Below are 19,757 nucleotides of genomic sequence, written 5' to 3' on the forward strand. Positions count from 1 at the left end.
TATTTCAGCTACTTTTCTCCGGAAATCTTCGCTTTTCTGCCGTTGATCCCGTGACCTTCAGGTCAGCATGGTTCAAACTACAGACTTTCAAGCAGGGAGATGTAGGGCGATGCAAGGTCACCCCGACGTAATCGATTACCTCAACACGTTGCTGACGGGCGAACTGGCAGCTCGTGACCAATATTTCATCCATTCGCGTATGTACGAAGACTGGGGCTTTACCGAGCTCTATGAACGTATTAACCATGAGATGGAAGAAGAGGCGCAGCACGCTGACGCACTGATGCGTCGTATCCTCATGCTCGAAGGCACGCCGCGCATGCGTCCCGACGACCTGGATGTGGGCACCACAGTGCCGGATATGCTCGCTGCCGACCTTCGTCTCGAATACAAGGTCCGTGCCGCGCTCTGCAAGGGCATTGAGCTGTGCGAGCAGCACAACGACTATGTCACTCGCGAGATCCTGCGCGTGCAGTTGAATGACACCGAAGAAGATCATACCTACTGGCTGGAAAAGCAGTTGGGTCTGATCAAGCTGATTGGCCTGGAAAACTACCTGCAATCGCAGTTCTGATTCCGGCTACGAAAAAGCCCCTGCCACCGATGAGGTGACAGGGGCTTTTTATCGGGCCCGGTAAATCAGGCCCGGTCGCGCTCCAGCAACGGCTTCAGATAGTAGCCAGTATGGGATTGCGACATCTCGGCGACTTGCTCCGGTGTACCCACAGCAATGATCTGCCCGCCCTTGGAACCGCCTTCCGGCCCCAGGTCCACCAGCCAGTCGGCGGTCTTGATCACATCCAGGTTGTGTTCAATCACCACCACCGTATTACCGTGATCACGCAACCGATGCAGCACGTCCAGCAGTTGCTGAATATCGGCAAAGTGCAGGCCAGTGGTTGGCTCATCAAGGATATACAAGGTTTTGCCTGTATCCCGTTTGGACAACTCACGCGACAACTTCACCCGCTGCGCTTCACCACCCGACAGCGTGGTCGCCGACTGCCCCAGCTTGATATAAGACAGGCCGACATCCATCAATGTCTGGAGCTTGCGCGCCAACGCCGGAACCGCGTCGAAGAACACCCGCGCTTCCTCGATGGTCATCTCCAGGGTTTCGTGAATGTTCTTGCCCTTGTATTTGATTTCCAGGGTTTCACGGTTATAGCGCTTGCTCTTGCACACATCGCACGGCACATAGATATCCGGCAGGAAGTGCATCTCGACCTTGATCAAGCCATCGCCCTGGCAGGCTTCACAGCGACCGCCCTTGACGTTGAACGAGAACCGGCCCGGCCCGTAGCCGCGTGAGCGGGATTCCGGAACACCGGCGAACAACTCGCGAATCGGCGTGAACAGCCCGGTGTAAGTTGCCGGGTTGGACCGCGGCGTACGGCCAATCGGGCTCTGGTCGATGTCGACCACCTTGTCCAGATGCTCCAGGCCCTTGATGCTGTCGTGGGCCGCCGCTTCCAGGGTGGTAGCGCCGTTCAGGGCGGTGGCACTGAGTGGGAACAACGTGTTGTTGATCAGCGTCGACTTGCCCGAGCCGGAAACCCCGGTCACACAGGTCAGCAGGCCCAGGGGGATTTCCAGATCCACATTGCGCAAGTTGTTGCCACGAGCACCCTTGAGGTGCAACGCCATCTTCTTGTTGCGCGGCGTGCGCTTGGCCGGCACCGCAATTTTCACGCGGCCCGACAGGTACTTGCCGGTCAGTGAATCCGGATGCGCCATGACTTCGGCAGGCGTGCCCTCGGCGACAATATGTCCGCCATGCACACCCGCGCCAGGGCCGATATCGACCACGTAATCCGCCAGGCGAATCGCGTCCTCGTCGTGCTCGACCACAATCACCGTGTTGCCGATATCCCGCAGGTGTTTCAACGTACCCAGCAAGCGATCGTTGTCGCGTTGATGCAAGCCGATCGACGGCTCATCGAGGATGTACAACACGCCCACCAGTCCCGCGCCGATCTGGCTGGCCAGGCGAATCCGCTGGGCCTCGCCGCCCGACAGGGTATCGGCGCTGCGGTCCAGCGACAGATAGTCCAGGCCAACGTTGACCAGGAACTGCAGACGCTCGCGGATTTCCTTGAGGATCTTGTCGGCAATCTCCCCACGGCGGCCGGTCAGCTTGAGCACACCGAAGTACTCACAGGCATCGCCAATTGGCAGGTTGGTCACCGCCGGCAACGTCTTCTCGCCAACCCACACATGCCGCGCTTCGCGGCGCAGGCGCGTGCCACGGCAATCAGGGCAAGGTTGGGTGCTGAGGAATTTCGCCAACTCTTCGCGCACGCTGGCCGATTCGGTCTCGCGGTAACGGCGCTCAAGGTTCGGCACGATGCCTTCGAACGGGTGGGAGCGCTTGACGATGTCACCACGGTCGTTCAGATACTTGAAGTCGACGTTCTGCGAGCCGCTGCCGTTGAGGATGACCTTCTGCTGGTCCGCCGGCAGTTGGTTGAACGGCACTTCGAGGCTGAACTTGTAGTGCGACGCCAACGACCCCAACATCTGGAAGTAGTAGACGTTGCGCCTGTCCCAGCCACGAATCGCCCCCTCCGCCAACGTCAGGTCGCCGTTGACCAGGCGCTTGATGTCGAAGAACTGCTTGACGCCCAGGCCGTCACAGGTCGGGCAGGCGCCGGCCGGGTTGTTGAAGGAAAACAGCTTGGGTTCCAGTTCGCTGATGGCATGGCCGCAGATCGGGCAGGCAAAGCGCGCGGAGAAGATGATATCTTCGCCCGGCTCGTCGTCCATGGGCGCGACCAGGGCAATACCGTCGGCCAGCTTCAACGCGGTCTCGAAGGATTCCGCCAGGCGCTGCTGCAGATCGGCACGCACCTTGAAACGGTCGACCACCACATCGATGGAGTGCTTCTTCTGCTTGTCGAGCTTGGGCGCTTCATCCAGCTCATAAAGCTTGCCGTTGATGCGGGCGCGCACGAAACCTTGCGCCCGCAGCTCTTCAAAGACCGACAGGTGTTCGCCCTTGCGCTCGCGGATGACGGGCGCCAGCAGCATCAGCTTGGCGCCTTCCGGCTGGGCCAGCACCAGGTCAACCATCTGGCTGACGGTCTGGGCTTCCAGGGGAATATCGTGGTCCGGGCAGCGTGGAATACCCACGCGTGCATACAGCAGACGCAGGTAATCGTAGATTTCGGTAATGGTGCCCACGGTGGAGCGTGGGTTATGGGACGTCGATTTCTGCTCGATGGAAATGGCCGGCGACAAACCTTCGATGGTGTCGACGTCGGGCTTTTCCATCATGGACAGGAACTGGCGGGCATAGGCCGACAGCGATTCCACATAGCGACGCTGGCCTTCGGCATACAGCGTGTCGAACGCCAGGGACGATTTGCCCGAACCGGACAGGCCGGTGATGACGATCAGTTTGTCCCGGGGCAGGGTCAGGTCGATGTTCTTCAGGTTGTGGGTTCTAGCCCCACGAATCAGGATCTTGTCCAAGATGGCCTCGCACGGCGGGCGTAAATAATGCCGGAGTATACGGCTAAAGACTGGATGAATATACACTGTCAAAAGGCCGCTTGCAGCCTTACATGAAAGCTGCGCGGCAAAGCGCCGCATATACCCTCTCAATCGATGGGACTGGTAGAATCGCCGCCGGTTCACACGAGGTTTTTCCATGCACGATCCCCACAGCGAACGCATGAGTAGCGGCGAGACCCGAGCGGCAAGCGGTCTGGCCCTGGTGTTCGCCTTCCGTATGCTGGGCATGTTTATGGTGTTGCCGGTGCTGGCGACCTATGGAATGGATCTCGCAGGCGCGACCCCCGCATTGATCGGCCTGGCGATTGGCGCCTATGGCCTGACCCAGGCCATCTTCCAGATACCGTTCGGTATCATTTCCGACCGTATAGGCCGTCGCCCGGTGATTTACCTGGGGCTGATCGTGTTCGCCCTCGGCAGTGTGCTCGCGGCGCAGTCCGATTCGATCTGGGGCGTGATCGCCGGACGTATCCTGCAAGGCGCCGGGGCGATTTCCGCTGCGGTGATGGCGTTGCTGTCGGACCTGACCCGCGAACAGCATCGCACCAAGGCCATGGCCATGATCGGCATGACCATTGGTTTGTCGTTTGCCGTGGCGATGGTGGTCGGCCCGCTGCTGACTCGCGCTTTCGGCCTGCACGGGTTGTTCCTGGCCACCGGCGGCATGGCGTTGGTCGGTATCGTGATCGTGGCCTTCATGGTGCCGCGCTCGACCGGCACGCTGCAGCACCGTGAGTCCGGCGTCGCGCGCAAGGCGCTGTTGCCGACGCTCAAGCACCCGGACCTGCTGCGTCTGGATTTAGGTATCTTCGTGTTGCACGCAATGCTGATGTGCAGCTTCGTCGCCTTGCCCCTGGCGCTGGTGCAGAAAGCCGGTTTGCCCAAGGAGCAGCACTGGTGGGTCTACCTGACCGCCCTGTTGGTTTCGTTCTTCGCCATGATCCCGTTCATCATCTACGGCGAGAAGAAACGCAAAATGAAACGAGTTCTGCTCGGCGCCGTCGCGACATTGATGCTCACTGAACTATTCTTCTGGCAGTTCGGCGACAGCCTGCGGGCGCTGGTGATCGGCACGGTGGTGTTCTTCACCGCGTTCAACCTGCTGGAAGCGTCATTGCCGTCGCTGATCAGCAAGGTTTCACCGGCCGGCGGCAAGGGCACGGCGATGGGCGTGTATTCCACCAGCCAGTTCCTCGGTTCGGCGCTGGGCGGGATCATGGGTGGCTGGATGTTCCAGCATGGCGGTTTGTCGGTTGTGTTCCTCGGATGCGCCGGGCTGGCTGCACTTTGGCTGGTCTTTGCTGTTACCATGCGCGAACCTCCGTATGTGACGAGCCTACGCCTGCCGTTATCGCCTGAAGCGATGCGCGAAGCCGGCTTGGCCGAGCGCCTGAAGGCCGTCGTTGGAGTAACGGACGCAGTAGTGGTCGCAGAAGAAACTGCGATTTACATCAAATTGGACACCGAATTATTGGATCGCGCGACGCTCGAGCACCTGGTCAACCCAGTGCCGACAGCGCGCCCAGCCTAGGAGAACGTTATGGCCCGTGGGGTTAACAAAGTCATATTGGTCGGTACATGCGGCCAGGATCCCGAAGTTCGCTACCTGCCTAACGGTAACGCCGTGACGAACCTGAGTCTGGCGACCAGCGAACAGTGGACCGACAAGCAGACAGGCCAGAAGGTCGAGAAAACCGAATGGCACCGCGTGTCGATGTTCGGCAAAGTGGCCGAGATCGCCGGTGAGTACCTGCGCAAAGGTTCGCAGGTCTACATCGAAGGCAAACTGCAAACCCGCGAGTGGGAAAAAGACGGCATCAAGCGTTACACCACTGAAATCGTGGTCGACATGCAAGGCACCATGCAATTGCTGGGCGGCCGTCCACAGGGCGACCAACAGGGCCAGGGCGGCATGTCCAACTCGGCACCGCGTCCACAGCAATCGCGTCCGCAGCCAAGCCAGCAGCCTCAGCGCGAGTCGCGCCCGGCGCCACAACAGGCCGCTCCGCAGCCGGCTCCGGATTTCGACAGCTTTGATGACGATATCCCGTTCTGAGGCCTAAACCTCCAGACACAACAAAACCCCCGATACCCCTGGCGTCGGGGGTTTTTTATGGGCGATGCTTAACCACCAAGAGAGGAGAACCCGATGACCTGGTCCGCCAAGCAGTACACGATGTTCGAGCAGCAGCGCACGCGCCCCGTCCGCGACCTGGTGGCCGCGATTCCCAATACCGATGTGGGCACGGCCGTTGATCTGGGCTGTGGTCCCGGCAATTCCACCCAGGTGTTGGCCGAACGCTTTCCACACGCCCACATTACCGGCATGGACAGCTCCGATGACATGCTGCGCGACGCGCGCAAGCGCCTGCCGGCCTTGAGCTTCGAACTGGCGGATATCGGCGCCTGGAGCCCGGCGCAGCCCTTCGACGTGATTCTCGCCAATGCGTCCCTGCAATGGCTGCCTGACCACGCCTCGCTCTATCCGCACCTGGTCAACCAACTGACCCCCGGCGGCACGCTGGCGGTGCAGACGCCGGACAACCTCGACGAGCCTGCCCACCGGCTCGCCCGTGAGGTCGCAGCGCAGGGGCCATGGGCCGCGAAGATCGGCGCGGTCAAGCATAACGAGCGGCATTCGGCGAGCTATTACTTCGAACTGCTGAACCGGCATTGCAGCACCGTCGATGTCTGGCGTACCACCTACCACCATCCGTTGGCAGACCACGGGGCAGTGGTGGAGTGGTTCAAGGGTTCAACGCTGCGGCCTTTCCTGGCGCCACTGAACGATGACGAAAAAGCCGCTTTCCTGCAGGCGTACCAGGCACGGATTACCCAGGCTTATCCAGCCCTGGCGGATGGCACGGTACTGCTGCCATTCCCACGCCTGTTTATCATCGCCACGCGCTGAACGCGCCAAGCGGCGGTCAAGCCACCGCCGCTTGGGCTTTCAAATAGTCTTGCGTCGACACCACACTCGCATAGCCGAAGGCCAGCGCGGCCATGTAGGCGCCATGCACCTGCGCGGCGGGAATCACCTGCCCATTGAAATTCTGGTCACAGGTAGCGCAGGCGTCATGAATGACCGTGACCTTGTAGCCCAAGTCTGCCGCCGCCCGCACTACAGCGTCGATGCACATATGGCTCATGCTGCCGACCACCACCACGTCGGTAATGCTGCGCCGTTCCAGCAACTCGCGCAGGTTGGTCTGGCGAAAGGCATTCACAAAGTGCTTGAGCACCACCGGCTCGTTACCCTGGTTCAGCACGTTGGCATGCAACTGCGCGCCTTCGGAGCCCGGCGTGAAGAACGGCGCGTCATCGTCCGCGAACTCGTGACGCACGTGGATCACCGCATCGCCGGTCTGACGAAAGGCCTTCAGCACCTGCGCGGCGTTGTCCGCAGCGGCCTCCACACCGTCAAGCGGCCACTTGCCCTGGGGGAAGTAGTCGTTCTGGATATCGATCAGGATGAGTGCTTGCTTGGCCATGTGGGTTGCCTCGTGATGGGTTGATAGGTCCAGTATCTTAGCTGGCGCCGCCGTCGGATATCGGCTGCCGTACACGTGAATCGTGCAGAACGCCGCGTGCCCGAGGCCGCATCGTGCAGAATGGCGCGGGCTAACTGATATTGCGTGCCCGCCAACTGATTGATTTTCAAGCGCTCCTGCTCAACGCGAGCTTGGCCTGATCCCTGCTACGCTTCTTTTACACACATGGCCGGATGCCAAGGGGGATGCATGACCCCGATTTCACGTAAAAAGCTGGCGCTCTCTCATTCAACGCGCAGCGGCGCACCCCAGCATGAAGTGGAGACCAATCGCGCCCTGGCGCGCTGGCTCGCGCAGATACTGGGGCTAAAATTCGGCGGCAGCTACGACCCGCTCAAGCACGCCGGCCACGATCTGTACCTGCTTCCCACACAAACGCTGGTCGGGGCCGCCCAGGCACAAGCGCTCGATATCAAAGGCCCGCAAGACCTGTGGGGCGGTTATGTCGATCATGCGTTCATCTGTACCAAAGCCATCACTCATGGCCTGCTGAGCCCGCAAGCCCAGGCGCCCGAGGGCTGGTCGCCGCTGTTTTGTGAGCGCGTGCGCGACGTAGTCCTCGATGGCTTGAGTGTCTTCGCGCTGGAAGATGCACGGCCAGCCGCGACCCGTTTGCTCTACAGCGGGCCGATTCGCTTGAAGCCCGTAAACGCCTGCGCGGGGCGCGGGCAAGAGGTGATCCGCAGCCTCGACGAATTCGATGCCCTGCTGGCGCGTCCCGAAGCCGCCGCAATGTTTAATGATGGGGTGGTGCTGGAACAAGACCTGCAGGACGTAGTCACTCACAGTGTGGGCCAAAGCTTTATCGGCGATCACGTCATCAGTTACTGCGGCGAGCAATACCTGACCCGGGACGGGCAGGGCGAAGAGGTCTACGGCGGCTCCAAGCTGCTGGTGGTGCCCGGCGGTTACGACGACTTGCTCGCTCTGGCTCTGCCGGACGATGTACGCGAAGCCGTCAGGCAAGCGCAGGTTTTCGACAAGGCTGCCGATGAAGCCTACCCCGGCTTCTACGCCTCGCGCCGCAACTACGACATCGCCCAGGGGCTGGACAGCGACGGCCAACGCCGCAGTGGCGTGCTCGAACAGTCCTGGCGCATGGGCGGGGCCAGCAGCGCGGAAGTCGCGGCGCTGCAAAGCTTCGTCAACCACCCCGGCTTGCGCGCGATCCGCGTGGCCTCGGTGGAAACCTATGTGGACCGGACGTTACCGGCAGACGCCATCGAGGTGTACCGCGGCCTGGCTGAAAACAGCGACTTTCTCCTCAAATATGTGACGGTTAACGCTTATGACGGCTAGAAGCGAGAGCATCGCAATCGACATTGACGACGAACAGATGAGCGGGACCTTCCTCAGCCCCAAATCCAAAGTGCCGGGCGTGTTGTTCGTGCACGGCTGGGGCGGCAGCCAGGAGCGCGACCTGGAGCGCGCCAAAGGCATCGCGGGGCTCGGTTGCGTGTGTTTGACTTTCGACCTGCGCGGCCATGCAGGCACGGGTATCCCGCTTTCGCGCGTAACCCGTGAAGACAACCTGCGCGACCTGTTGGCCGCCTACGACCGCCTGCTGTCTCACCCGGCCATCGATACCTCGGCGGTGGCGGTGGTGGGCACCAGCTATGGGGGCTACCTGGCGGCGATCCTCACCTCATTGCGCCCGGTGCGCTGGCTGGCGTTGCGGGTGCCTGCGCTGTACCGCGATCAGGAATGGCTCAAGCCCAAGCGTGACCTGGATAAAGCCGACCTGATGGATTACCGCAGTACGCTGGTGCAGGCCGAAACCAACCGGGCCCTGCATGCCTGCGCAAAATTCAGCGGTGATGTGCTGATCGTCGAATCGGAGACCGACGACCACGTGCCCCACGCCACCATCATGAGTTACCGCGCGGCCTGCCAGAACACCCATTCCCTGACCCACCGCATCATCGATGGCGCCGACCATTCATTGAGCGACCCGGTGTCGCAACAGGCCTACACCTCGATCCTGGTGGACTGGATCACCGAGATGGTGGTGGGTGAACGTTTGAGCATCATCCAGTCTCGCTAACGCGCTAAGCGGGTGTTTTCTTCACCCGCAACGCCTTGGCCTTCGCTTCCACCCCCAAATACATCACCAGCGCGATCAACAACGGGCAGATGAAGTAGATCGCCCGATAGGCAATCAACCCGGCCAGCAGACTGCCGCGCGACGCCTCATGCTGCAGCAGCCCGATAAATACCGCTTCCAGCACCCCAAGGCCCGCTGGAATATGCGTGAGCACCCCGGCAATCGCGCTGATCAGCAGCACCCCCAGCACCAGCGGATAATCCAGTTTCGCCGGCAACAGCGTGAAAATCACCGCCGCCATCAGCGACCAGTTCAATGCGCCCAACATCAATTGCAAGCACGCCATGCGCAGCGACGGCAGGTTGATTTCCATGCCGCGAATCGTCCACGCACGTTTTTTCGAAAACTGGCAGGCCACCAGGTAACCGAGGCTTGCCAGCACCAACAGCGCACCGATGCCTTGCAATGCCGTGGTGCTGACCTTCCAGCCCGGCGGCATGGTGACCAGGCCGCTGCTGAAGATCACGCCCGAGATCGCCATATAGCCGAACCAGTTGGTGGCCAGGCTCAGCCCCAGGATCTTGGCGATATTGCCGGTGCTCACCCCCAATCGCGAATACAGCCGATAACGCATGGCGATGCCGCCCACCCACGCGCTCAGGTTGAGGTTGAACGCGTAGCTGATGATGCCCACGGGCAGGATCTGCTTCCAGCGCAAGGGCTGGCGAATGTAGGTGCGGCCGATCAGGTCGAAGCAGGCATACACAATAAAGCTGCACACGGTCAGCGCGCCGGCGATCAGCAGGGTGCGCACCTTGAATTCGCTCAACGTCTGCAGCACTTCGCTCCAGTCGATGCGTCGGGCAAGCAAGGTGAACAGCACGATAAGCAGCACAAAGAACGCAAGGGTCAGGGGCTTCTTCCAGCGCTGGAACCGCGAGCCGTTTTTTTCAGACGTCATGGGCCGGACTCTCAATGGGTTTCAAACGCGGCTTGTGTGCCGGCAGCCAGCCGGTGAGGGCGGGGAAGTGACGCATCACATGAAAGACCAGGAAGCCCACGGTCAGGCGCCATAACCACAGGCGCGGTTTGCGTTTTGCCGGCATGGTCTGGCAATGGTCCCTGGCGAGCGCTTCCAGGCTTTCGTACAACTGCTGATTGAACGCCCGGTCGCGAATCAGCACATTGGCTTCAAGGTTCAATGCCAGGCTCAACGGGTCCAGGTTGCTTGAGCCTACGGTGCTCCAGTCATCGTCTATCAACGCCACCTTGCCGTGCAGGGGGCGCTGGCAGTACTCGTGAATGACCACGCCGTCCTTGAGCAGATAGTCATACAGCATGCGCGCCGCCAGCTTGGCGAGCAGCACATCCGGTTGGCCCTGCATGATCAATTGCACGTGCACGCCACGGCGCGCGGCGTTGCGGATTTCACGCAGCAGACGGTAACCGGGGAAGAAATACGCGTTGGCAATCACGGCGCGCGTACGCGCTTTGCTCAAGGCGTGAATATAGGCTTCTTCGATATCATCGCGATGCTGCACGTTGTCGCGATAAATCAGGCGTACCAGACCGTTTTCGTCAGACGTTGCCCATGGCGTAGGACGTTGCTCGCGCCGCCGCCATCCACGCCGCGTGCGCACCTGGCGACCGCTTTGCGCCAGGGCGAAGTGGTGCAGGTCGGCCACCGCCGGGCCAACGATTTGCACCGCATAGTCCTGCTTGGCTTCAGGGCCGAAGTCACCCAGATGGTCGGCGGAAAAGTTGATACCACCGATGAACGCCACGCTGGCATCCACCACCACGATTTTGCGGTGCAGGCGACGGAACCAGTTGGTGCGGATACCCAGCGTCTTCGAGGCCGGATCGAACATCTGCACCACCACCCCGGCCTCGGCCAGCTCGCGCAAAAATGCCGTGCTCAGTTCGCCGCAACCAAAGCCATCCAGGCTGGCCACCACCTTCACTCCGCGCTGCGCGGCGTCGATCAGGATGGCTTTGAGCTCAAAGCCGACCTTGTCCTCGAAGAGGATAAACGTCTCAAGCAGAATCTCGCGCTGCGCCACGCGCATGGCCTCGAACACCTTGGGAAAGTAGGCCTCGCCATTTTCCAGCAACTCGATGCGGTTGCCGCTCTGCCAGCCGTAATCGAGGTCGCGCGCCTTGGCATCATCCGGCGGCTGATCGGTGGCGATATGTTCTACAGCAACGTTCATAGCTCAATCTCCACCGACAGCGGCACATGGTCAGACAAATGGGACCAGGGGCGCGTGGTCAGCACCCGGGGGTTATGCACTTTCAGATTGCGCACGTAGATGCGGTCCAGCGGCAACAAGGGCAGGCGCGCGGGAAAGGTGCGCGCCGGTTTGCCTAAGGTCTGCACGAAGACTTCCTCAAGGCCGCTTTGGCTCAGGTCGGCACGCTGGCGCCAGTCGTTGAAATCGCCGGCGACCACCACCGGCGCATCGGCCGGAATCTCGCTGATACGTTGCTCCAGCAAGCGCAATTGCTGCTGGCGATGCACCTCACGCAGGCCCAGGTGGATGCAGATTGCATGCACTTCCTGCCCGCTGCCCGGCAGGCGCAGGACGCAATGCAGCAGGCCGCGGTTTTCGTGGCCGCTCTGGGAGATGTCGAGGTTGTCGTGGCGGATGATCTGGAATTTCGACAACAACGCGTTGCCGTGGTCGCCATGGGGGTAGACCGCGTTGCGCCCGTAGGCGAACTGCGGCCAGATGCTGTCGGCGAGGAACTCGTACTGCGGCATCTTCGGCCAGTCGCTGTAGCGCTGCGGATGCTGCTCGTGGGTGCCATGGATTTCCTGCAGGAACACCATGTCGGCGCCCACGCTGCGCACGGCTTCGCGCAATTCGGGCAGGATGAAACGCCGATTCAAGGCGGTGAAACCCTTGTGGATATTGACCGTCAGCACGGTAAAGCGAGTAATGGGGGCAGTGGGTGTGATGGGAATCAACTCCGGCTGTGTCATGGCAGCACTCCAGGTTCCGGCAGTTGCCCCGGCGCTGTCGCCAGGTGCTCATCCAGACCCAAACGCTGCAACAATTGACGGGCATCGAAAGGCGCACGCACCTTGATGTCGTTATCGAAAAAGCAGAACACGTCGCGCTGTTTGCGCGCGCGTGGCTTGTGTTGCGGGTCGATCAACTGCGCATCCGCGGGCTGTTTGCCGTGCCGCCAACGCTCGATGCGCTCGCCCCAGCGCGCGAGGGCGTCGTCGGTGTAGCCACTGGCGTACAACTGCTTGTCGCCATGCAGGCGCAGGTACAGGAAGTTGGCAGTGACGTCTTCGGCATATGGCCACTTGCCAGCCGTGTCCGCCACCACTAGGGCGACGCCGTACTTGTCCAGCAACTGCACAAACTCAGGCACCGCAAAGCTCTTGTGGCGAATTTCCACCGCATGGCGCAACGGCTGCTTGCCGTAGGCCTTCATGCTCGCCTTGCCATTGAGACGTGGCTCATGCTGATGGGCGAGGGCGGCGGCCTGCAAGGTGGTGGTGGGCAATTCGGCCAGAAAGGCTTCGAACAGGGGCGGGTCGAACTTGAAGCTGGGCGGGAACTGCCAGAGGATCGGCCCAAGCTTGTCCTTGAGCTCCAATACCCCGGAGGCGAAGAAATTCGCCATGGGCTTGTGTACATCGCGCAGGCGCAGGATGTGGGTGATATAGCGCGGGGCCTTGACGCTGAACATGAACCCTTCGGGCGTGTCGGCATACCACTCGGCGTAGCGCTTGGGGGTTTGCAGCGCGTAGAACGAACCGTTGATTTCGATCGCATTGACGGCGCGTGAGGCAAACTGCAACTCGCGTTTCTGGGTCAAGCCTTCGGGGTAGAAATCGCCCCGCCAGGGCGTGTAGCGCCAGCCGGAAATGCCGATGTGAATCGCCGCCATGCTTACTCCCGTTGATCCAGGGTCGATTGCCCCGCATTTTGGGATGACTACGATCTTTGGCCGAAAGTTTCCACATTCCTACAGGCGGTAGAGGGGCAGGAGGTGGGGCAGGGCCGGGCGAATCAGGGGAACGATCACGGCTCAAACCCGTCAGTTCCTTACAGACCCCCAGAAGGAGCCCGGTGTTTTGCTGAATTTAAAGACTGCATTACTGCTCGTCGCGCTGCTGCTATGCGGCAACGGCGCACTGCAAGCCGCGGCCACCGCGCCGGAACCCGAAGCCCCGGCCAAGCCGGAATTGCTGGTGGAGGGCGGCCTGCTCGGGGCCATCAGCTCCAGCATTGATGATGTGCAACAGAAGCTGGACCTCAATCAGAATTTCATCGACGAGTGGCGCCTGCGTGCCGACCGGGCCGCGAATGAAGTCGGGCGTCTGGTCGACCAGACGGCGGCGCGCTCGCCATGGAGCGTGGCCGGAGATTTCCTGCTGCTGTCGGCCGTGTGGATCGGTGCCTTTGCAGTGCTGACGCTGGTGGGCCGCCTTATCGTGCGGCGCTTGGGCCTGCGGGGTTTTTTCCAGCGCCGGGCGCGCCTGCTGGCGGTGCTGGGGTATGTGGTGCCCTACACCCTCCCGGCCATTATCTGCCTGCCGTTGACGTTGTATGTCAGCCACTTTTTAGCCACCTCCGTGGGCCGGGCGCTGGCGCTGTGTTTTGCCTACGCCACCAGCAGCGGCATCTTCTCCACCTCGATGCTGCTGTGCGTCATCGTCATGTTCAACCTCGGCCACAAGCGCCCGGCGGTGCGGTTGATCCGCGACTATTGCCCCAAACCGCTGTTCCTGATCGGCTTCCTCGCCGCCCTCAGCGACGCGTTGACCAGCCCGCAGATCGCCCGTCAGCTCGGCGGCAATATCACCAGCAGTATCGCGGTGTTTACCGGCCTGTTCGCGACGGTGATCTTTGGCGTGCTGGTGGTGCGTCTGCGCCGTCCGGTGGCGCACCTGATCCGTAATCGGCCGCTGGCCCAGCGTCTCAAGCATCCGGCGTTGCAGCAGTCGTTGCGGGTATTTTCCGGGCTCTGGTACTGGCCGATTCTGCTGATGGTGCTGGTCTCGGCAATCAACCTGATCGGTGCCGGCGACGACAATCAAAAGGCCCTGCGCTGTGCCTTGTTCACCACCATCCTGCTGATCGGCACGGTGTTTCTCAGCACCGTGCTGCAACACCTGTTCAAGTCTCGCAGCCAAGTGGCGATCCAGCGCAGCAGCGCCTACAAGGAGCGCTTCCTCAGCCTGTTGCACGCGATATTGCGCATCGTCATGGCGGTGGCTTTTATCGAAATCCTCGGGCGTATCTGGGGCGTGTCGTTGTTCGAGTTTGCCCAGCGCAACTCGGTGGGCCGGGCGATCAGCGATTCCCTCAGCAGCATCGGCTTGATCCTGCTGATGACCTGGCTGTTCTGGGTGGTGCTCGATACGGCGATCCAGGAAGCGCTCAAACCCCCGGTGAACAAGCGCTCCAGCCGCCAGCCCAGTACCCGTGTTAAAACCATCCTGCCGCTGTTGCGCAACGCGGTGAAAATCATCCTGGTGGTGATTTGTGCGATCACCACCATGGCCAACCTGGGCATCAACGTCGCGCCGCTGCTGGCGGGTGCGGGTGTGGTCGGCCTGGCCATCGGTTTCGGCTCGCAGCAACTGGTGCAGGACGTGATCACCGGCCTCTTCATCATCATCGAAGACACCCTGTCGATCGGCGACTGGGTGGTACTCGACTCCGGCCACGCCGGCACGGTCGAGGGCCTGACTATTCGCACCCTGCGCCTGCGCGACGGCAAGGGCTTTGTGCATTCGGTGCCGTTCGGGCAGATCAAGGCGGTTACCAACCAGTCGCGTCAGTTTGCGTATGCGTTTTTCTCAGTGCAGTTCACCTACGACACCGATGTGGACAAAGCCGTGGAACTGATCCGCGAGGCCGGCCAGTCGATCCGCGACGACGTGTTCCTCAAGTACAACCTGCAAGGGCCACTGGAGGTGTTCGGTGTCGACAAGATGGACCTCAATGGCGTGGTACTGACGGCGCAGTTCCGTACCGTGTCGGGTGGGCAATATGCGGTGAGCCGCGCGTTTAACCAGCGCTTGAAGAAGCTTGTGGATAACTGCGACGAAGTGCATTTCGCGCAGACTTATCCACAGCAGGTTGTGTTGCCCAAGCGGGTGGGGCAGGAGCATGAGGTGGAGATGACCGAGCAGCCGCGTGCCGAGTGAATGATTGGGGTGCCTGAGCTGGCGCGATCGGGGGCAAGCCCCCTCCCACATTTGAACGGTGTTCGCAGATCCAGTGTGGGAGGGGGCTTGCCCCCGATGAGGCCCTCAAACTCACCGCCTGAGCAACTTCTCCTGAATCGCCTGCTGATCCACCTCCAGCAACACCTGCTGCTTACCCCCCACCATCACCCCCGCCGGCACGCCATCCTTGTACACAATCCGATTGCCACTCACCGCCGGCACTTTGCTTCCCGGCAGCAGTGTGCCGACAAGGTTCAGCGGGTCGGCCCCGCACACTGCGATCAAGCTGCCGTCATGGGGCCGGCGCCGTACTTCACGCAGCAACGGGATCGCCTCCGGCAGTGCGAACTGTTCCCCCGCCAGGCCACTGACAAACCGCCCGCCGCGAATCTCGCCCCGCGCTTCGAGGCGGTGGTAGGTGCGCAGCAATTCGCGCCAGCTCGGCAACCAGTCCGCTTCGCGCTCCAGCAGGCGCCAGAACACCACGCCATAGCGGCGCAGCAGGGTCATCGCGACATGCTCCAGCGTCTCGGCCGAATGCGCACCGGGCTCGGCTGGCGCGCGGCGTAACAATGCCCAGCGCCCGGCATCGTCCATGCCGCCGATAAAGGCGCCGCGTCCACGCCGGCTGCTGCGCGCCTGGCGTTTGCTGGCGGGCGTGGTCAGGGCGCGCAGCCCGGCAAAGCTGTCGGCATTCACCAATCCCGCGCCGACCAGCTCCTGCAGCGCGGTTTCCAACTCGCTGCGCAGCAGATGGGCTTCATGTACCAGTTCATCGAAAAACAACGCGCCTTGTTCGCGCAGGGCCAAATGGACTTTCTGCGCCCTGGGCGACAGCGTCGTGCTGTCGGTCTGTTCGGTCAGCCCGCTCCACAACGGCACCTGGCTGCGCGGTAACAGCACGATTGGCGTGCTGCGCAAGGCAATGGCGCCGGCTTTGTGGCTCAGGCGCGTCCACACCAGCTTGCCACTGCGGCACAGGTCGTCGAGCCAGGTCGAGGCGTAATCCTTGATACGCGCACTGAGCAGGTCACTGTCCCAGGCCGACGTGGCGGCGGCGTAGCCTTCGAACTGGGCGACTATCTGCGGCAACACCGCGCTGCCCTGGCCGCGCGTGCTGTCGGACAAGTGCTGCCAGTCGAACAGAAATCGCATGAAATCCTGCAGCGCCACCGGTTCGATTTCCCGGCGCAGGCGCTTGACCGTGTAGCGATGAATACGCGCCAGCAGGTGCCGTTCGCACCATTGCTCAGCGCTACAGCCTGGGCTGAAGTGCCCGCGCAGCACGTAGCCTTCCTGCTCCAGCCGCGCCAACCCCTGGGCCACGGTAGCGGGGAGCAGCGCCAGGGGCGCGGCAATCTCGGGCAGCGTCAATGGGCCGAAACCGCCCAGGCGCGCGCGCAGCACTTCCACCAAGGCCTCATCGGATGTCCAGGGTTCATCGAAACCCGGCAGCAGCGGCAGGTTGTGCGGGTAGATTGCCTGCAAACAGCTCAAGCGTTCCACGGCTACCCACAGGCCGTTGGGCAACGGATAAGCACGTCCGGCCTTGTGCAAAGCCCGCAGCCACTTGGCCCATTCTGGCGTGACCTCCTGCTCTGCAATACAGGCCAGGCTCATCAGCGCTTCGTGCATTTCATCCGGCCCCTGGGGCGCGGGCCAGGCCTCCTCGCGTACCCCGGCGATCGCCTCGGCATCCAGTGCGCCGAGATCGTCGGTACTCTGCGGGTCGCTCCAGCGGCGGTTGAGCACCGCCTGGGTGCGGCGTTCTTCCAGTGGCGCGTCATCGAGAAAGGTGTAGGGGCGCGCGCTGAGAATTTCGGCGGCCATCGGCGAGGGCGCGGGCAGGTCGCGGCTGACCATGCGCACGTCGCCTGCTTCCATGCGTCGCAACAGGGCCAGCCAGCCTTCGCTGTCCATGGCTTCGTGCAGGCAGTCATCGAGGGTTTGTTCCACCAGCGGGTGGTCGGGCACTTCGCGCTCGCCGGCGAGGTTTTCCAGGCAGGCAATCTGGTCGGGAAACACACTGGCGATCAGGTCTTCGCTTTTCATGCGCTGGATCTGCGGCGCCACCTTGCGCCCGCCGGTGTAGCGCGGCAATGCCAGGGCCACGCCGGCGTTCCAGCGCCAGCGCACGCCGAACAGCGGCGCATCCAGCACGGCCTGGATCAGCAGGTGTTCGGCGCTGTTGCTGTTGAGGTAGCGCCACACGTCATCCAGCGCAAAGCTGTGGCTGGTGGACAGCGACAGCACAATCGCATTTTCGCTGGCCGCCGCTTGCAGCTCGAAGTTGAAGGTGCGGCAAAAGCGCTTGCGCAGGGCCAGGCCCCAGGCGCGGTTGATACGGCTGCCAAAGGGCGTGTGGATGATCAACTGGGTGCCGCCGGACGCGTCGAAAAAACGCTCCATGATCAAGGTGTCCTGCGACGGCAAGGCGCTGAGGGCCAGGCGCGTGCGGGCCAGGTAATCCAGCAGTTGTTCGGCGCTGGCGCGGTCCAGGCCGAGGGTGTCGGTGAGCCACGCCTGCGCCGGTTGCAGGTCACCGGGGCTGGCGCCGAGCAGGTAGTCCAACTGCCCCTGCAGACGGGCCACCGCCGCCGACAACTCGTTGCTGCGCCCCGGCGCTTCGCCTATCCAGAACGGAATGGTCGGCGGCTGACCGTGGGCGTCCTCGACGCGCACCTTGCCGGCGTCCACCCGCAGGATGCGGTAGGACGTATTGCCGAGCTGGAAAATATCGCCGGCGATGCTTTCCACCGCAAAGTCTTCGTTGACGCTGCCGATGTTCAGGCTCTGGGGCTCGAGCAGCACGCTGTAGTCGGCGTTGTCGGGGATGGTGCCGCCGCTGGTCACGGCCGTGAGCCGGGCGCCACGGCGGCCGCGCAAGGTGTGAGTCACGGCGTCCCGATGCAGATAAGCGCTGCGCATGCCCTGGCGGCCGTTGTAGCCGTCGGCGAGCATGTGCAACAGCGCCTGGTAATGGCGCTCGTCCAGCGTGGCATAGGGCGCGGCGCGGCGGACAAGCGTCAGCAGGGCCGCTTCCGACCATTCGCGCGCGCTGACTTCGGCGATGATCTGCTGGGCCAGCACGTCCAGCGGCGCCACGGGGATGTGCAAGGTGTCGAGCTCGCCCCGGCGCACGCAGTCGAGGAGGGCGGCGCATTCGATCAAGTCGTCACGGGTGGTGGCAAACAGGCGGCCCTTGGGCGTACCGCCGACCTGGTGCCCGGAGCGGCCGACCCGTTGCAGAAATCCGTTGATCGAGCCAGGCGAGCCGATCTGGCAGACCAGGTCCACATCGCCGATATCAATGCCCAGCTCCAGCGACGCGGTGGCGATCAGCACTTGCAGCGCACCGGCCTTGAGGCGTTGCTCGGCGTCCAGGCGCATTTCCTTGGCCAGGCTGCCGTGGTGGGCGGCCACCGCCGTCTTGCCCAAACGCTCGCTCAGATGCCGCGCCAAGCGTTCGGCCAGGCGCCGGGTGTTCACGAATATCAGCGTGGTGCGGTGTTCGCGCGCCAGCTCGGCGAGGCGGTCGTAGACCAGCTCCCACACATCATTGGCCATCACCGCGGAGAGCGGCACTGGCGGCACTTCGATAGCCAGGTCGCGCGGGCGGGCGTGGCCGATGTCGACAATGGCGCACTCGCGGCCGCTACCGACCAAAAACCGCGACACCGCATCGATAGGCTTTTGCGTGGCCGACAGGCCGATGCGCGTCAGCGCCTCGGCGCACAAGGCTTGCAGGCGCTCCAGGCTTAACGCCAGGTGGCTGCCGCGCTTGCCGGCGGCAATCGCGTGGATCTCATCGACGATCACCGTGCGCGTGCTGGCGAGCATCTGCCTGCCCGAGTCCGAGCCCAGCAGCACATACAGCGATTCCGGGGTGGTGACCAGGATGTGCGGCGCACGCTTGCGCATCTGCGCGCGGTCTTTTTGCGGAGTGTCGCCGGTGCGCACTGCGGTGCGGATCACCAACGTCGGCAGGCCGGATTTTTCAAGATGCTCGGTGATGCCGGCCAGCGGGTTTTGCAGGTTGAGTTGAATGTCGTTGGACAGCGCCTTGAGCGGCGAAATGTAGACCACCAGGGTTTCATCGGGCAGTTGGCCGCCGTTGGCCAGACCCTGGTGGACCAGGTCGTCCAGCACCGCGAGAAAGGCGGTCAGGGTCTTGCCCGAACCGGTCGGCGCGGCGATCAGCGTCGAACGGCGCTGACGGATCAGCGGCCACGCCCGGGCCTGCGCGTCGGTCACCGAGGGGAAGGTGCTGCGAAACCAGGTACTGACGGCGGGGTGGAAGCCGTCCAGTGCCCTGTCTGTTGAGTCGGGAAGGTTCATGTAGTGATTGATACCCGTCGCTCCAACAAGTTGCAAACACCTACTTTGTCCGTGACGGTTGCGCTACAAACCCGCAAAATGCAACGATTCTGGAATAAACCTACGGCAA

Annotated in this window: 14 protein-coding genes; 7 read left to right on the forward strand and 7 right to left on the reverse strand. The window is 62.4% G+C overall.

Translation table 11 applies throughout. The features are described from left to right. Positions 1–109 precede the first annotated feature (109 nt). Positions 110–574 (forward strand): bacterioferritin, encoded by a 465-nt coding sequence (gene bfr, locus BFP93_RS01070; RefSeq protein ID WP_003176400.1) that lies wholly within the window; start codon positions 110–112, stop codon positions 572–574. 65 nt (positions 575–639) lie between these two features. On the opposite strand, the gene uvrA is transcribed toward bfr, so the two are convergent. Further along, the gene (gene uvrA, locus BFP93_RS01075) at positions 640–3,474 is read right to left on the reverse strand and encodes an excinuclease ABC subunit UvrA (RefSeq protein WP_065891604.1); all 2,835 of its coding nucleotides are present in this window, start codon (positions 3,472–3,474) and stop codon (positions 640–642) included. A gap of 178 nt (positions 3,475–3,652) precedes the next feature. Here uvrA and BFP93_RS01080 point away from each other — a divergent pair, with 178 nt between their 5' ends. The 3 genes from BFP93_RS01080 to tam all read left to right on the forward strand — a co-directional run bounded on the left by BFP93_RS01080 (position 3,653) and on the right by tam (position 6,427). Then, positions 3,653–5,047, forward strand: coding sequence for an MFS transporter (locus BFP93_RS01080; RefSeq protein WP_065891605.1), 1,395 nt, complete (start codon positions 3,653–3,655; stop codon positions 5,045–5,047). A gap of 9 nt (positions 5,048–5,056) precedes the next feature. Next, on the forward strand, positions 5,057–5,572 hold the full coding sequence (locus tag BFP93_RS01085) for a single-stranded DNA-binding protein (RefSeq protein ID WP_003232445.1): 516 nt from the start codon (positions 5,057–5,059) through the stop codon (positions 5,570–5,572). A gap of 93 nt (positions 5,573–5,665) precedes the next feature. Beyond that, on the forward strand, positions 5,666–6,427 hold the full coding sequence (gene tam, locus BFP93_RS01090; RefSeq protein WP_065891606.1) for a trans-aconitate 2-methyltransferase: 762 nt from the start codon (positions 5,666–5,668) through the stop codon (positions 6,425–6,427). Between the two features lie 16 nt (positions 6,428–6,443). Here the strand turns inward: tam and BFP93_RS01095 are convergent, their stop codons facing one another. Next, the gene (locus BFP93_RS01095; RefSeq protein WP_065891607.1) at positions 6,444–7,007 is read right to left on the reverse strand and encodes a cysteine hydrolase family protein; all 564 of its coding nucleotides are present in this window, start codon (positions 7,005–7,007) and stop codon (positions 6,444–6,446) included. A gap of 249 nt (positions 7,008–7,256) precedes the next feature. Here BFP93_RS01095 and BFP93_RS01100 point away from each other — a divergent pair, with 249 nt between their 5' ends. Further along, positions 7,257–8,366, forward strand: a complete 1,110-nt coding sequence (locus BFP93_RS01100) for a DUF3182 family protein (RefSeq protein ID WP_065891608.1) — start codon at positions 7,257–7,259, stop codon at positions 8,364–8,366. Then, positions 8,356–9,111, forward strand: a complete 756-nt coding sequence (locus tag BFP93_RS01105) for an alpha/beta hydrolase family protein (RefSeq protein ID WP_065891609.1) — start codon at positions 8,356–8,358, stop codon at positions 9,109–9,111. Before BFP93_RS01100 ends, BFP93_RS01105 begins: the two co-directional genes overlap by 11 nt. 4 nt (positions 9,112–9,115) lie before the next feature. Here BFP93_RS01105 and BFP93_RS01110 read toward each other — a convergent pair whose 3' ends face one another. The 4 genes from BFP93_RS01110 to BFP93_RS01125 are packed head-to-tail and all read right to left on the reverse strand — an operon-like array spanning position 9,116 to position 13,020. Then, on the reverse strand, positions 9,116–10,072 hold the full coding sequence (locus tag BFP93_RS01110) for a lysylphosphatidylglycerol synthase domain-containing protein (protein WP_065888406.1): 957 nt from the start codon (positions 10,070–10,072) through the stop codon (positions 9,116–9,118). Further along, on the reverse strand, positions 10,062–11,324 hold the full coding sequence (gene clsB, locus BFP93_RS01115; protein ID WP_065891610.1) for a cardiolipin synthase ClsB: 1,263 nt from the start codon (positions 11,322–11,324) through the stop codon (positions 10,062–10,064). Before clsB ends, BFP93_RS01110 begins: the two co-directional genes overlap by 11 nt. Then, on the reverse strand, positions 11,321–12,097 hold the full coding sequence (locus tag BFP93_RS01120; RefSeq protein ID WP_065891611.1) for an endonuclease/exonuclease/phosphatase family protein: 777 nt from the start codon (positions 12,095–12,097) through the stop codon (positions 11,321–11,323). Before BFP93_RS01120 ends, clsB begins: the two co-directional genes overlap by 4 nt. Continuing rightward, positions 12,094–13,020, reverse strand: a complete 927-nt coding sequence (locus BFP93_RS01125) for a DUF72 domain-containing protein (protein ID WP_065891612.1) — start codon at positions 13,018–13,020, stop codon at positions 12,094–12,096. Before BFP93_RS01125 ends, BFP93_RS01120 begins: the two co-directional genes overlap by 4 nt. Before the next feature lie 187 nt (positions 13,021–13,207). Between BFP93_RS01125 and BFP93_RS01130 the strand changes: the two genes are divergently transcribed. Then, entirely contained in the window at positions 13,208–15,289 is a 2,082-nt protein-coding gene (locus BFP93_RS01130) for a mechanosensitive ion channel family protein (protein WP_065891613.1), read from the forward strand. Positions 15,290–15,400: 111 nt separating this feature from the next. Here the strand turns inward: BFP93_RS01130 and BFP93_RS01135 are convergent, their stop codons facing one another. Further along, positions 15,401–19,648: a DEAD/DEAH box helicase gene (locus BFP93_RS01135; protein WP_065891614.1), complete on the reverse strand. Its 4,248-nt coding sequence runs from the start codon at positions 19,646–19,648 to the stop codon at positions 15,401–15,403. Between the last annotated feature and the right edge of the window lie 109 nt (positions 19,649–19,757).

The sequence above is a fragment of the Pseudomonas sp. 44 R 15 genome (assembly GCF_900004965.1).
Classification (GTDB): Bacteria; Pseudomonadota; Gammaproteobacteria; order Pseudomonadales; family Pseudomonadaceae; genus Aquipseudomonas; species Aquipseudomonas orientalis_A.